Source organism: Simplicispira metamorpha (assembly GCF_004341365.1).
In the GTDB taxonomy this organism is placed as follows: Bacteria; Pseudomonadota; Gammaproteobacteria; order Burkholderiales; family Burkholderiaceae_C; genus Simplicispira; species Simplicispira metamorpha.
Genome location: NZ_SLXH01000046.1, coordinates 1 through 13,723, shown reverse-complemented (window position 1 = coordinate 13,723; position 13,723 = coordinate 1). Strand labels below are relative to the sequence as shown.

Below are 13,723 nucleotides of genomic sequence, written 5' to 3'. Positions count from 1 at the left end.
CGATCAGCACTGCCTCTGCATCGCCCAGGTGCTCTGTCACGTAGTCACGCAGAATGTCCCGCGCCAGATCTGCATCCCAATGCGCACGCTCGAGCCTTTCAAGAGAATTTCAGCGGATACTTTTTGTCGTGACGCTACGGTGCTCGGCAGGGACTTTTCCCCGGCGGTCGAAGGCAAGACGATGAATGCAATCTGGACTTTTGCAGATGGGCACTTAGCGGCCCACAACGACGTTGGCGACCTGCTGCAAAGGCGGTCAGCAAATGAGGCGATGGGGCGCGGCTTGGCCCTGCGGCTGAATCAGGCCAGCGGCCTAATACTACGGCTGTAGCACTAGAACCATGCCATTTTCCAAAGTGGATCGTCTCTCCAAGCCCCCTGGAAGCCAATGGCGCGCTCGATGTCCACGCCAGAAGTGGCGTCGAACAGGAAATGAAGTTGCCTGACCCAGCTGGATTTTTGGTTCGATGCCCGATTCAGTATGGCCGTGGTCACGAGAAATTCTCGAACCTTGCGGTTTTGCGCCTGGAGAAGGTGCCCGACGCTGGAATTTTTTGTCGTCGCTGGCGTAAAAGGATGGTTTCGATAGACGAGCTGACTGTGGTGAGCGCAGCGATTGCGGAGCACAGACAGGCCGTGTATCCAACTGCCAAGAATGGCCTCGTCGATGGGCTTCCTGTCAAGAAAATTGAACTCCAAGGCGATTGCTTTTCTGTCGCTTTGGTTTTTCAAGTTCTTGAACATCTTGGCCACAAGTCCAAAGCTCGCCACTTCCATAAACATCCAGCACGGCGGCATTGGAGGCGATGTGTACTTGCGGTAGTAGTGATCGATGAAGAGGTGAGTGTCTACTTTAGCTCTCGACTTTCTTGCGTTACTGTCAATATCGAAATCAAGAGCACCGGCGATGCGCAGAAGTAAATCTGACCACTCCTTTGCATCAAACAGAGAGGAATCGGTGTGCCAATGCGGCCCGTGCAAAAGAGCCAGCTTGTTGCACATGGCGCTACGAAATGCGACTTCGATTGGCTCGATGGCCAACATCAGCAAACCGCGTAACTTGCAGTCGAATTCGTAAAGCGCAAGCACACTCTCAAAAGTAGTACCTGGCTTGAAGCGATGGGGGTCTGGCTGGTGTCCCGTTTGAAACGGCAGCATATAGCCAGAGAGACGGTAGTAGCCGATTCGAGAAAGAGCCGCAAAAGCCTTGCTCTGATCTTGAAAGGTAGCGCCACGATCAACTATGCGCGCGAGGAGATCCGATGGCTTTTCAGCCGTTTTGCTGAATCTCATTTGCGGAGCCACAAAAGAAAAGGCCACCTGGTGCGCTTCCCTTTTAGGGTCACTGAGACTCTCGTCTCAGCAAGCGTGGTGGCCGTTGTTAGTTCAATCATAGCGTTTTTTGATTAATCTGCCAAGGACACAGCCTGGAGTATGCCAATTCCAAGCGGTAAACCATTGTTTGCATCGACAAGCAGCAACCCTTGCTCCAGCGCCGCCACAGCAGCCAGCAAAACATCGCTCTGCACGCTGTGTCCCGCCTCGATGGCAACAATGGTTTGCCTGCGACAGCCCGCACGCTGTGCCAAATCGGCTTGGGTCAGCCCCGCTGCGCGGCGCTTCGCTCGCAATGCAGCGCCTAAATCCTGGCTGGAAAGTAGCATCAAGGTGTTCCCACTGGGGTTGCTGTGCCGTCAGCGTCCGACGCCTCGGTTGTCTTTGCGGTTTTCCGGGCTTTGCATGTGCAGGCGCTTTTCAGTGACCACGGTACGCATGCCATCGGCGCCCCGCTTCCTGAGCAGCTCGTTGCCCTTCACGAAACAACCGCCTGTGGTATCGAGCCCATCGTAAGTGAGGTTTTTCACGAGTTCGCTCACCTTGTAGATTTGCACTTTGTGGCGATCCAGGACAGCAACAAACCCCACATTGGCAGCCAAGATGACACCACTGCCAGAGACCTCATGGTCAGCTTCTGTGGTGGTCGAATTCGCCAGGCTACTGCCGGGAGCGGCAGCAGCTTTTGCAAGGTCGATCTGCTGGTGAATTTCAGCCAGGAAGTCGATTTCCGGTGCAGGGCCGGAATCAAGGCCCTGGTGCCCAGCCTCCGGGGCCACCACAACCCTTTTTTCGGCTTCATGCGGCGCTTGGCGGGTTGTTTGGATGGGGGGGATGTGCTTGGCGCCCGTATCCGTTGGAGTGATGCTGCTGCCGGGGGTACCGATCTCGTCAGGTCGGTTGCGGCTTTTGCTGCGAGTCTCGCTTGCTCCGAGGCGTGCTTTCGTTCTCTGCTGGGCTTCCAGTTGGGCGCGGTATGCCTCCAGTTCAGGATCGGCGAATTTGATTCCCAGCCGCTGGCTGACGGCAGTTTCGACCGCCAGGCGCTGAAACTCTGTTGTGCCGGTGAGGCTGAGGGTGTTACCGAATTTGGTGGTGGCGAACCGCAATGCGGTGGCAATAGCTTGCGGGCTGTGCGCTGCCGCAGCATTTAATTGCACTTGCTTGGAAATGGCGCTGTCGATGATTTTGCGACCGTTCCCGAAGTCGTAAATCACCGTGCCATTTCTCTCGACCTGGTGCGTGATCTGGAGGCGCGGCGCGGGCAGATCCTCTTGCCCTTGGACTGCGGCCACGATCTTGAGCTGGTCGACCTCGCGCTGGCGCAATACATCGGTGGCTTCTTCCCAGCCATAGCGGCGGGCGAGTCCAAGAGCAATATCGTCTCCTTTTGCTGCCTGGATCACCAAAAAATCTCGGAAGGTGTTGCCTGGTGCCGTTTTGGCCAGCTCGTCGCGCAGGCTCTTGCGCTCTTTTGCGAATATGTCATTGAGCGTGGCCAGCGCCACGGTTTGGTTCATCTTTGCGATGGAGATGGCCGCAAATTGATCCGGCCTGGGTGTGGTGGCGCGAATTTTTGCCAGCTCGGATTTGTGCTGCACCCGCAGTCGCTGCCGGGTCAAGGCGTGGTCTTCGCGCTGCGCGTTGCCTCGGTCGTTTTTAACGATCTGGAAAGCGACCTTGGATTCTTTCCAGCGGGCATAGTGTGTTTTGCCATTGTCTAGCAGTGGCCCCGGTTTGTACGTTTTTTCTTTCGACTCGGCCAGGGGTGGAATTTCGGACGACTCTTGTGGGCCTGGCTCGGATTTCTCAAAAACGCCGTATTTTTCGGGGAGCTTTTTCAGTCCAATTTTGGATAAGGAAATTCCGCCTTTTTGTCCGGCTGGACAGAGAACAAAACCACCGCTTTTTTCTTTAACTTCACAGCCATAGGCTGCTGCCGCAGCGTGCAGGTCTTTCCATGATTTCGCGTGCTTGAGCCGGTCACCGATTCGGATTTCATTTGCCCATGTCTGAAACGATTTTTCTCCCGAATAAATTTCGGTTGTCTTGGCCTGGTCGCTGATACCAACTGGCTTTGCATCACGCTTTGCTTGGCGTTCAGCACGCGGTATTTCAACGATCTGGCCTAGATCGTTTATCTGATGCAGGCCGTTATCATGCGCTAATCCGTGCCGCATTTCAATTTCACGACAGACTTTGTCGCGATTGATTTGGTCGTGCCAAAGTGAGTTGCCCCGGTGCGGTTTTTCTTTTTCGATTCGGCTGGCGAATATATGCAAATGCCAGTGGCCATTGTCGTTGTGCAAGAACGTGGCGAAATGGTTTTTATCCAATTTCATCACGGCAAGCATGGAGTCTTCGGTATCCCGTAAAACGGCTTCAGTGGGCTTGTCTTGGTTGTAGGAGACAACAAAATGTGCCAGTTTTTTGTCAGCGCTTATTCTGGTGTTGAGATCGCAATTGGCTTGCATTTCAATGGCAGCCAAGTCCATCAACTCAGACATTTCAGCAATATCGCGCCCGGTATAGACGCCGTCATCTACCAGGCCAAAGTTTCCAATTCTGGTGCGGTGCGATTTATCCAGTAGCTCGCCCGTTTCTCGATCAACTTTTAAGCCTTCTCCGTAGCGCAGGGCGTCTGTGGCTGATGATTTTCCGTCTTTTCTGGTTTTGATGTGCTTGGAAATCATGGTGTGCCAGTCAATTTTTTGACGCTGGCTATCACTTTGGCTTCTGCGAGTTCAATGTCATCCAGCAGCCTGCGAATTTCGATTTGCGATTTTTCTCCCGGCTTGCCACGTTCGAAACTTCCGGCCAACCAACCTTTGAACAATCCGCCTAATCGACCAAGGTCGGCGCGGGTGTTCGCCAGTTCCTGGATGGCTGTCTGGTCGGTTTTGGATTTTGGCTGGGTGCTAAAGATGGTTTCTCGGCACAGCGCCCCCACGCTGATGCCAAAGGCGGCAGCACGGGCCTTCAACGCAGCTTTTTCTTCCGGTGTGCAGCGCACCTGGATGAGTTCGGTTTTCTGCCGTGATTCTGAGCGTGTAGCCATGCAGTGCTTTCGATTTTTTTGCCAGTGTGTGCGGCCAGGGCGCGAGCACTACGGTGGTGCCGCGGGGCGCTATGAGCCCGCGGCAGGCGCAGGACGAAACATCACGAATAAGGCGGTAGCCGTTGAGTGGGTTTCATGGCGGTATCACCGCCATCCGTCCTGTCCATATTTTCAAAGAATTTTGCCATGAAATGGGCCTTAGCGACTGAAAAAACAAACACTGCATTGAAACTGCTAACAAACTGCAAAATCACGACTTTACACTGCACGATGAATGCAAATAAACGGCTTTCCACTGCATATTTACTGCAAGTAAACGGTACGATCACGGCACCAAGCACTGCCGATAACGTGAAAAGGTAAAAACATGGCAAAAGACAGCGTGGTCGATGCGCTGCGCGCACTGGCTACAGGCAACAAAAGTCGCTCTGAAACTGCCCGGCTGCGGGACATAGTAGATGAGGTGGAGGCGGCTCTGGCTGCTGGCGTAAGCCGTGTGGCCATCCTTGAAACTCTGAACGCACAAGGCTTCACGATGACGCTCAAGAGCTTTGAAAGTGCCCTGTACCGCATCAGAAAAAAACGAGCCCAGCCAGAGCCAGAGCCAGAGCCAGAGCCAGAGCCAGAGCCAGAAAATATTATTAATGCTTTACACGTTAAAGAAAAAAAAACAGAAACGGCTGAAGAAAATAAAACTGTTTTTCGATGTCTGCCCATACCGGATGGAATAAGTCCCGTCAAGAAAATCCCAAATGTTCCTGACCATGTTTATTTGCCTGGCGAATTGGAGCACCCTGCCATAAAGGGTTTAATGCTTTCCCTTGATCAAAGGTTTACCTCAATACACCTCGAATACATTAATGAATCAAATGGGGAAGTTTTGATCGAAAGCGACAAGCAAAAAAGATTTCGCTTCCGCTGGAAAACGCCAATACCAATGACAATTTCTTCAACTGACTCAAGCTTTACTGAAATGGATATGAGTATTTTTAAAAAACATTAGCAAGCTGAAAATATAAAACTTCTGCAAACGCGAAGAATATTATTTCAAAATAATAATTAATACTACGGAAATCGAGTACCCGCTGGAACTTTTCCAGCGTGTTGTTACTGTGAGTTTGGAGACGCAGAAGATCGTAGCGGCGCTACCGAAGCTGAATATTTAGGGGTCACTTCAGGAAACGAAAAATAAAGCACTCTAATTTGGTTTCAACGGTGAACTTGCCCGCGCCGATTCAGAGGCAGAAAACCAGCGGTACCTTGTGCTTGCCTTCCGGTAGTTCGGCTTCACTTCTACGCCCAACGTACCTGCTGGTGAACGAGAATTTTTGCAAAAAATCCCCGTTCACCGGAAAAAATGGCACCAGGGCCACGACCTACCCCAGATCGCCGGGATTCCTACTTCCTGCCGCTGCTCTTCAGTATCTCGGCCGCAGCCGCTGGTGAGGAGGCGTACACGTAGCACCCACCACCAGATTTATTGCCGCCACCCTTCATGCAACCATCCAGAGCTACGCACTGGTCGAGGGTTTTGACATCTTTTGCAAAGCCGCCGTTCTTTGTCCACTTCGACCATTCTTTACTGTCTTGGTAGTAGCAGCCGTGGTTGGGGCTGGAGAATATCTCAATACTGCTGATGCCGAAACTATCTGCTTTCGCCAAATCTTTAGTGAGTACTTGTACTTTGCCACTTTTATCAGTGTGCTCATACAATTTTACGGTCCAGCCGTCCGGAACCTTGACAGACTTTATCGTGTCGTTCCACTTAGTGCCTGCCCCGCCGGAAGACCAGTTGTTCTCCGAAATCTGAAGGCTTTCACCTTGGAAGTTTGGCTGGGTAAACACAGTAATTTGTGCATTGGCGCAGCTCAATGCCGCACCCAATGAACCCATGACCAATATTGCTCGCATATGACGCAGCATTGCAATTCCTCTTCAATTGTTTTTTTGCCTACTCTTACGTTTTTCGGCGGACACGTTACGAAAAAATATCATTTTTACAAAAAATTGGCAATGACTTGTTTTTCATTTACACAAAAACGAGTTCAAGGATCTTCAAGAGCGCTTGCTCAAGAACCCTGAAGCGGGCGACATGATTGAAGGCACGGGCGGGCTGCGCAAGGTGCGCCATGGTGATTCACGCAGAGGCAAAGGAAAGCGCGGCGGGTTCAAGATGACGGCTGCCAAGCTGCGCCTGACGATAGCCAGCATGGGGAAACCGGAAACCAAGGTGGGCGATCTCTGCGCAGAACTCGGTATTACCCGGCAGACGTTTTACCGGCATATGTCGCCCCAGGGTGAATTGCGGCCCGATGGCGTCAAGCTGCTCTCTCGCGGTTCAGCCGGGTAACTGCATTCGGCTTCTAAAAACGCAGCCACCACGACGGTCCTATCCCCGCTCACGCGGGGCAACCGTCTCAATATGGCAAACAAGCGAGGCGCGTATTCCGGCGAACGTGACCAGTCATTCCGGTCAGGGGCGAAATTTGTCACATTCGGCCGGAACGACCGGTCACGATGGGCCGGAATACCGACTTACGCTGAAAAAAAGGATCGAAACACGCGCCACACCTACCATCACAAGGTGGGGCGGGGTGGTGGGGGGAGGGCATTTTCCTTGTTGCGTTATGGCTGCTTGAGGCTGGGAGCCGCGGTTCACAGGTCTGTTGATAAACGACTGCATCGATCAGGTAGCGGACGCGGGGGCGACTCCCGAAACGGGTCGTAGCCATCGTGGTCACTCATAGACTGCGGTATCAACAAGGAGCATCTGACAGCTGTCATGCGGCCATGATGTTGAGGCACTTAAATGGTGGTTGACGAAATTCGAAAATAGCACCAAACTTGCATTGACGAATTTTGATAAATGCACAAATGAAGCACCACCCACCATCCTCTTTTAAGCCTCAACTCACAGTCGATCGCCTTCAGGTAGTGTCGAACTGGTTGCTAGAAGAGCTCTATGCTACCGAAGATGACTTGAGCCGCCCGACAGACAGTGGCTACACGCGTGGGTGCACCACATTCGGTCGTCAGCGCAGTCGCCTCATGTCCGAGGCCGCTTCTGGTGAGCATCCGTGGCTCGGCCTCTGCAATGGGGGCAACGACCTCGTCTTCACCATCGGTGACGTTCCCTGCCGGTTCAGTAATGACGACCCTTCCAATCCCTCCAAGGATGCCGTGCTGACCCCTAACCGGTATCAACTTGACTTCATGGAGTTTGCCGTCCCTGGCGAGCCTGTCCGTTTTTGCTTCATCATTGACCGGGGTTACAACGGCTCTACCGAGCCTCGTGTGGAGTTCCTTGGCTTTACTGATAGCAATGAGGTGGCATGTCGCTGGGTGTCGGACACCGTCCGTGTGTTGCGCTTGGAAGGGATGCAGCAGTTGGCTCAGTCTGTACCCGTAGCTAAGCCTCAGGTCGGGCCGAAGCGTCGCGGCAGCGATGAAGGCGATGGCGCCGCAGAAGCTGTGCAATGAGCGATTTTATTGGTACCAATCTCCGACTCATCCGCCTCTTTCACGATCTGTCTCTCACAGACTTGGGAGAGCGGGTCGGTGTATCTAAGCAGTTTCTGAGCCGTATTGAGACAGGCTCTGAAGTCGCCTCGGCCCAACTGGAAACATTGTTAGCGGAAACGTTGGATGTACTGCCCGAGTTCTTCTACCGAATCGACTCGAATCCCATCGTCGATGAGCAGTGCCACTTCAGGCGTCAGCTGACGACAAAGGTCGCGCTGCGCCAGGTGGCTCGAGCGCGCGGAGAGATGTTGAAGCGGTTGGTCAGTGTGTTGGATGAACACGTTGAGTTGCCGCAGTACCAGGTCGGTGAAGCCGACCCGGAGTCTTCCGAGAGCATTGAGTGCGCGGCCGAGAGATTCCGATCGATGTTTGGCTTGGGTCTTGGGCCATTGAGTAGCGTCACGCGGATTGCTGAGAACGCTGGCGCCGTCGTTGTTCGAGTGCATGGCCTTGCGCAGGAGATTGATGCGGTGTCCTTTGCCACGAAGCGGCCATTGATTGCATTGAATAGCGATGGACGCTCGGCGTGCCGTGAGCGTTTCGGCATTGCCCATGAGCTTGGGCACTTCTCGCTTCACATTGGTGTCCTGACAGGAGACCGGCTAACGGAAACACAAGCCAACCGCTTTGCGAGCGCGCTGTTGTTGCCAAGGACCACCTTCGCGACCGAAAGTCGAATAGCCATGCGAGGCAGTCGCCTCAATTGGCAGGGTCTTTCTGAGCTCAAGCTCCGGTGGGGCGTCTCAAAGGCCGCCCTCCTTTTTAGAGGGCGTCAGCTTGGACTCTTCTCAGAAGACCAAGCTCGGGCGGGCTATGTGGGACTCAACCGGCATGGCGAGGCACTGAAGGAGTCGGAAGACCATCTGATTCCGAACGAAGAGCCGGAAGTGCTTGCAGAAGGATTGAAGGTCATGAGGGAGCATTTCGGTGTCCCTCAGTCTGCTGTTGCTAGGGAAATGAGGGTGCAGCCACAGCTTCTTCAGACACTCCTTGACCAGCCTCAGGCAGAGCCCACCGGCAACGTTGTGAGCATGCTCAACCTGCCACTACGCAGAGCTAGTGGCGCCTGAGTCTTCTCACCAAGCACTCTGCAATTCCTGACTGAATCGCCCCGGGGCGATTCATCTTCGTTGAGGACCGCGTTCGCTACAGACACGAGATCTGACGCCAACCGGTGCTTGCTACCCCGCGAAGAGTCTCATAGAATAACTGACTCTCCGCAAGATGGAGCGTGCTATGACCTCATCTGAACTTCTCGAACGCGTCGGCGACCTAATGAATAATCAATATGAGATGCTCGCCTTCCGCGAACATCTGGAGCAGGTCGTGCAGAGCTTTGACGACGAAGAAAAGCGGCGCGAGGTTAGTAGCGCGGATCTACATCGATCATACAGCCTTTAATTATATTTAATTTGAAATAGCAGCCTTTGGGCTGCTATTTTTTTGCCCGATGAAAAATATTCCATATTTGGTTTGCCGCTTTGGGAAGGACACGCTTAGTAATGTGGTCAAGGAGAGCTTTGGCTCTGAATTCCCAGACGTTTTTCATAAGCAGCAGATCGACTATATTTTTAGATATTTAAAGGGATTGGGCGGAAAAACAATTGTCTTAGAATTTGACTATGTAGATAAAGACTATCTAGACGATTTTTCGAGATTCTATGTCCGGAGGTTTGGCGCAAAAGGTTATAAATGCGCAAGGTTGCATTTTTTTTCCACGGAATTTGATCATGCAAAGATGGAAGATTTTATCCTTGGAGGAGGCTTGGCATCTGGATATGGGACGCTCCAGGATCAATACTTAGGGTTTTTTGTAGTAAAGCCGCTGCCAAAAACATTTATTGGAAAAACATGCTTAAAGGCCTATGAGTGCAGCGATCAAGACGCCATGCACAAAAAAATTACTCGCACTTATAGTGTCAACTTGTTCGGGATCAAGCTATCTATTAATTCAGTAGCATTCCAGGAGCAAGATAAGGTCGTTTCCGCATGTGCAGCGACAGCAATTTGGACAGCTTTGCACGCACTTTCATGGCGTTCCATTAGAGAGATACCGTCATGTAGTGAAATTACCATTGATGCGATAAATCACATCGAAGGATCTAGTAATAGTTTTCCGAGCCGTGAATTGTCAAACAAGCAGATCATGCGAGCATTGGATGTCCAAGGGCTAAAGCATCATTCTGATAGTACACGAGGACTGGATGAAATAAGCATTTTTAGACTGGTAAAAGGTTATATTGATTCCAATCTTCCAGTTATATTTGGCGTCGTTGTTTATGGAATAGAAAAAGATGGAAAATTGACTCGAAAAGCTGGACACGCAATTACAGTTCTTGGCTATAAGGATTGGAATGGATTGGGATTTTATGTGCATGATGACCGTCTGGGTCCGTATGCCAGATCGACATTTGAAAAGTCTGCAAAATATTCGTCTTCCCCTGATGATCGAATTCCAGATGTTGGCCTTGTACTGCAAACAAAAAATGATGAAAATCAATGGCAGCCACCAACAGAATTTTTAGTTCCGGAAATTATCATAGCTGCGTCCGATAAGAAGGTACGACTTCCTCTCGGAGAAATTATAAAAACTGCAACAGTGATGACCGAGGCCTTAAATAGCGCGATGCATCAGGTTAATAAAAATATCTCTCCAAAATCTAATACTGACATTAACGAAGACTACACTTACTCTGTTCGATTGGCTGAGATTGGGGATATAAAATCCGATATTTTTTCTAAATTTGGCGAGCGCAAGAATACACTCCATATAGATCCGGCTACCGAGGAAAAAGTGCTTCTCTCCCTACTAGTTCAGAGTTTTGCCAGAATGCAGTGGGTTATAGATATACAAAAGCAAAATTCCTTGCTCGCAACAATACTCCTTGACGCCACCGAAATAAATCAAGGCGACGCAGTGACCGCAGTTGTCTCCTATGATCCTCAAGATCGCACTGTAGACTTGCTGAAGAAAGTAGGAACCATAGCAATTAATGGAGAGGAAAATTCTCCTAGATTTGGATTCCTACAGTCATTCTTAAGGCATCTTAACAAACAAGAATCGAACTTTAATGACTATCTCAGAGTCACGTATGGAGACCTACGAGCGCCCGCTTATCTGAAATACCACGAGCACACCGAAGGGATTATTAATGGAAACCCCACCATGGTTTCATTCAGATATTCGAGCTCGGAAAGTTTGATCGAATTTTATGAGAGAGTCGTTGGGGAATCCGCTGATAATTTTCTGATTTGGGTAATCTCTGAGGACGGGCAACTAATTATAGGCAGAGAACTGAACAAAATGGGGCACCCCTGCCTCACTGGTTTTAAACCGGCCCGTATTGGCGGCGAATTGCACAGAACTGGAGAAGTTTTTTTTATTAATTCTCGATCTGGTCGATACAGTAGGAGTTATCGAAATTCAATGGAATATTTAGAAAATGCTCTTGAAAGATTTAGATGTACGTTTTGGAAATCCAGAGATATTGTAAATATCCAATATTATAAATAAATCCTAAATTTAAACTGCAATCCACATCTAATAATCCAACACCCATAGAGATAATCTACCAGAGCTGCATAGGCCGCCATCGCTAGCAAATGTTTTATCTTTGCACTGCTTGCCCCGGCTTAAATTCTTCGAAACACTTAAATTATTAAGTCGTAAAACTATAGGCATATAATATCTCGTCTACTTTTCACTGCACGACTAAATAAATTCCTTTTCAATCAATGGCCGCTTCGGAAAGGCGTTCTCACTGTCTTCTCAGGACCAAAAAATATATCTGCAAAGTAACTCTTTTTTGATTTGTATAATTTATTATTAATCTAATCTGCAATCGGATCATCTCCAAAACTGTCCAAACTTTCTCATGCAATACCTCTTTAAGAAGAGAGGCAAGCGTTGAGTGTGCGTACAGAAAATAATACTTTTTGTACCGGAACTAGCGATTTTCTCCCAATTCAGCCCCATCTTTTGGTCATTACCCCTATCCGGATGACTAAAATAGTCCGTCGCCTTCTGAAGATTTTCATAATTAAGCGTCGCCTCTCCAAAAATATTTTTAATTTTCGGCTGAACTCCCCATCGGAGTGTTTCAATAATACGTCGCGATGTTTTTCTTTATGTAAGAGCTCACCTAGGGAAACTCTTCACGAATCCCTACGTGATGTGCTTGGACAGCCCTGAAGCTCAGACAATAAGCGCATGAAGCAAAGCAGCCTGGGCCTGAGCAACACCACCAAGCGCACCCGCAAGCGCGAATTCCTTGATGCCATGGAATTGGTGGTTCCTTGGACTGAACTGGTCTCGCTCATTGAACCCTGCGCCCCCGAGAGCGGGCGCAAAGGCCAGCAGCCCTTTGCAGTGCAGACACTGCTGCGCATCCATTTCATGCAGCAATGGTTCAAGCTCAGCGACCCGGCTATGGAAGAAGCCCTGCACGACGTGCCCGCCTTTCGTGACTTTGCAGGACTGTCCCGCTGGGACGAACGCCTCCCCAGTGAATCGAGCATCCTGCGCTTTCGGCATCTGCTGGAGCGCCACAAGCTGGCCGATCAGATCCTGGCCACGGTCAATGCCTTGCTGCAGGCCAAGGGGCTCCAACTCAAAGCGGGCACGGTGGTGGACGCCACGCTGATTGCTGCGCCCAGTTCCACCAAGAACCAAAGCGGCCAGCATGATCCCGAGATGCACCAGAGCAAGAAGGGCAACCAGTGGTACTTTGGCATGAAGGCACACATCGGAATGGATGCAGATTCGGGTCTGGTGCACACAGTGCACGGCACCAGTGGCAACGTCGGCGATGTGGTGGAGGCCAACAGCCTTCTGCACGGGCAGGAGACAGAGGCCTTTGGCGATGCAGGTTACCAGGGGCCGGAAAAACGGCCCGATGCCAACAAGAACGTGCGCTGGCATGTGGCGATGCGCCCGGGATTGCGCCGGGCTTTGGACAAGGGCAAGCCTATCGAGGCGTTAATTGACGAGTACGAGCGCACCAAAGCCAGCATCCGGGCGAAGTTGGAGCATCCATTCCGAGTGCTCAAGCAACAGTTCGGGTACGTGAAGGTGCGCTACAGGGGGCTCAAGAAGAACACGGCGCAGCTTGTGACGCTGTTTGCGCTCTCCAATCTGTGGATGGTGAGACACCAGCTGTTGGCCGGCCTGGGACAGGTGCGCGTGCTGGGTGCGTAATGCCCCAGGATCGGGGGCAACCAGCCCCTGGGCAGCGCATACGATGCTCGCTGCACGCGCGCAATTGCTTAACGTCAGTGCCGTTTTAGTTCAGGCATCGTTGTGGCACAGTCAGAACCGATTCGTGAAGAGTTTCCCTAGAGCGTTTTCACCCTGAGCTGCCATAGCCACCGTGGCGGATGTAGTTGGCACACTCGGCGGGCGCAAAAACATCCAGCAACTCCCTAATGCCCTGCTCAAGCGCCTGCCCTGTGCGCGCTGCCGCACTGCGCAGCAACGTCTTGATCTTGGCAAACACTTGCTCTATCGGGTTCAGGTCCGGGCTGTATGGCGGCAGGTACTGCACTTAAGCTCCCGCCTGCTCAATGGCCTCTCGCACCCCCGGCACTTTGTGCGCGGGCAGGTTGTCCATGATCACGGTGTCGCCCTCTTGGAGTTCGGGCACCAGCATCTGCTGTATCCAGGCCACAAACGCCGGCCCGTTGATGGGGCCATCAAGCACGCACGGCGCTATCAGGGGTCGCCTCAGAATTCGGAATTTAAAGCACGCTAAGCCGTTGGCATCTCTCTCAAAAACGGAGGTTCACGAGAAGTCCGCCCGAATCTCTGGC

The 13,723-nt window shown here is 51.5% G+C and carries 13 protein-coding genes and 1 pseudogene; 8 read left to right on the top strand and 6 right to left on the bottom strand.

Translation table 11 applies throughout. The features are described from left to right. Window positions 1–331, top strand: a 331-nt coding sequence (locus EV674_RS17605) for a hypothetical protein (RefSeq protein WP_207902194.1), incomplete at its 5' end; no start/stop codon positions are given. Between the two features lie 2 nt (window positions 332–333). Here EV674_RS17605 and EV674_RS16780 read toward each other — a convergent pair. The 4 genes from EV674_RS16780 to EV674_RS16765 all read right to left on the bottom strand — a co-directional run bounded on the left by EV674_RS16780 (window position 334) and on the right by EV674_RS16765 (window position 4,393). Beyond that, complete coding sequence (locus EV674_RS16780) at window positions 334–1,320, bottom strand: Abi family protein (RefSeq protein ID WP_132750496.1); 987 nt, start codon at window positions 1,318–1,320, stop codon at window positions 334–336. An 86-nt stretch (window positions 1,321–1,406) separates the two neighbouring features. After that, window positions 1,407–1,664, bottom strand: coding sequence for a helix-turn-helix transcriptional regulator (locus EV674_RS16775; RefSeq protein WP_119014821.1), 258 nt, complete (start codon window positions 1,662–1,664; stop codon window positions 1,407–1,409). A gap of 30 nt (window positions 1,665–1,694) precedes the next feature. Then, complete coding sequence (gene traI, locus EV674_RS16770; RefSeq protein ID WP_119014822.1) at window positions 1,695–4,028, bottom strand: TraI/MobA(P) family conjugative relaxase; 2,334 nt, start codon at window positions 4,026–4,028, stop codon at window positions 1,695–1,697. Next, entirely contained in the window at window positions 4,025–4,393 is a 369-nt protein-coding gene (locus EV674_RS16765; protein ID WP_119014823.1) for a plasmid mobilization protein, read from the bottom strand. The genes traI and EV674_RS16765 overlap by 4 nt, the downstream gene beginning before the upstream one ends. Before the next feature lie 367 nt (window positions 4,394–4,760). Between EV674_RS16765 and EV674_RS17600 the strand changes: the two genes are divergently transcribed. Further along, window positions 4,761–5,396, top strand: a complete 636-nt coding sequence (locus EV674_RS17600) for a hypothetical protein (RefSeq protein ID WP_193552730.1) — start codon at window positions 4,761–4,763, stop codon at window positions 5,394–5,396. A 395-nt stretch (window positions 5,397–5,791) separates the two neighbouring features. Here EV674_RS17600 and EV674_RS16750 read toward each other — a convergent pair whose 3' ends face one another. After that, window positions 5,792–6,316, bottom strand: coding sequence for a beta/gamma crystallin domain-containing protein (locus EV674_RS16750; protein WP_119014824.1), 525 nt, complete (start codon window positions 6,314–6,316; stop codon window positions 5,792–5,794). Window positions 6,317–6,458: 142 nt separating this feature from the next. Here EV674_RS16750 and EV674_RS16745 point away from each other — a divergent pair, with 142 nt between their 5' ends. The 6 genes from EV674_RS16745 to EV674_RS16725 all read left to right on the top strand — a co-directional run bounded on the left by EV674_RS16745 (window position 6,459) and on the right by EV674_RS16725 (window position 13,112). Further along, the gene (locus EV674_RS16745; protein ID WP_481405981.1) at window positions 6,459–6,743 is read left to right on the top strand and encodes a hypothetical protein; all 285 of its coding nucleotides are present in this window, start codon (window positions 6,459–6,461) and stop codon (window positions 6,741–6,743) included. A 698-nt stretch (window positions 6,744–7,441) separates the two neighbouring features. Beyond that, window positions 7,442–7,873, top strand: coding sequence for a hypothetical protein (locus tag EV674_RS16740; protein WP_132750495.1), 432 nt, complete (start codon window positions 7,442–7,444; stop codon window positions 7,871–7,873). Beyond that, the gene (locus EV674_RS16735; protein WP_119014826.1) at window positions 7,870–8,985 is read left to right on the top strand and encodes an XRE family transcriptional regulator; all 1,116 of its coding nucleotides are present in this window, start codon (window positions 7,870–7,872) and stop codon (window positions 8,983–8,985) included. Before EV674_RS16740 ends, EV674_RS16735 begins: the two co-directional genes overlap by 4 nt. A 166-nt stretch (window positions 8,986–9,151) precedes the next feature. After that, complete coding sequence (locus EV674_RS17480) at window positions 9,152–9,316, top strand: hypothetical protein (RefSeq protein WP_157983729.1); 165 nt, start codon at window positions 9,152–9,154, stop codon at window positions 9,314–9,316. Window positions 9,317–9,365: 49 nt separating this feature from the next. Next, entirely contained in the window at window positions 9,366–11,429 is a 2,064-nt protein-coding gene (locus EV674_RS16730) for a cysteine peptidase family C39 domain-containing protein (RefSeq protein ID WP_132750494.1), read from the top strand. 696 nt (window positions 11,430–12,125) lie between these two features. Continuing rightward, the gene (locus EV674_RS16725; RefSeq protein WP_119014827.1) at window positions 12,126–13,112 is read left to right on the top strand and encodes an IS5 family transposase; all 987 of its coding nucleotides are present in this window, start codon (window positions 12,126–12,128) and stop codon (window positions 13,110–13,112) included. Between the two features lie 148 nt (window positions 13,113–13,260). Here the strand turns inward: EV674_RS16725 and EV674_RS16720 are convergent. Continuing rightward, window positions 13,261–13,629, bottom strand: a pseudogene (locus tag EV674_RS16720) (transposase); the annotation flags it as partial. Window positions 13,630–13,723: the final 94 nt, after the last annotated feature.

Excerpts from the sequence above, each read along its gene's own strand:
- EV674_RS17600 (WP_193552730.1), top strand. The coding sequence starts at position 4,761 with ATGGCAAAAGACAGCGTGGTCGATGCGCTGCGCGCACTGGCTACAGGC.
- EV674_RS16750 (WP_119014824.1), bottom strand. The coding sequence starts at position 6,316 with ATGCTGCGTCATATGCGAGCAATATTGGTCATGGGTTCATTGGGTGCG.
- EV674_RS16735 (WP_119014826.1), top strand. The coding sequence starts at position 7,870 with ATGAGCGATTTTATTGGTACCAATCTCCGACTCATCCGCCTCTTTCAC.
- EV674_RS16740 (WP_132750495.1), top strand. The coding sequence starts at position 7,442 with ATGTCCGAGGCCGCTTCTGGTGAGCATCCGTGGCTCGGCCTCTGCAAT.
- EV674_RS16775 (WP_119014821.1), bottom strand. The coding sequence starts at position 1,664 with ATGCTACTTTCCAGCCAGGATTTAGGCGCTGCATTGCGAGCGAAGCGC.
- EV674_RS16730 (WP_132750494.1), top strand. The coding sequence starts at position 9,366 with ATGAAAAATATTCCATATTTGGTTTGCCGCTTTGGGAAGGACACGCTT.
- EV674_RS17480 (WP_157983729.1), top strand. The coding sequence starts at position 9,152 with ATGACCTCATCTGAACTTCTCGAACGCGTCGGCGACCTAATGAATAAT.
- EV674_RS16725 (WP_119014827.1), top strand. The coding sequence starts at position 12,126 with ATGAAGCAAAGCAGCCTGGGCCTGAGCAACACCACCAAGCGCACCCGC.
- traI (WP_119014822.1), bottom strand. The coding sequence starts at position 4,028 with ATGATTTCCAAGCACATCAAAACCAGAAAAGACGGAAAATCATCAGCC.
- EV674_RS16765 (WP_119014823.1), bottom strand. The coding sequence starts at position 4,393 with ATGGCTACACGCTCAGAATCACGGCAGAAAACCGAACTCATCCAGGTG.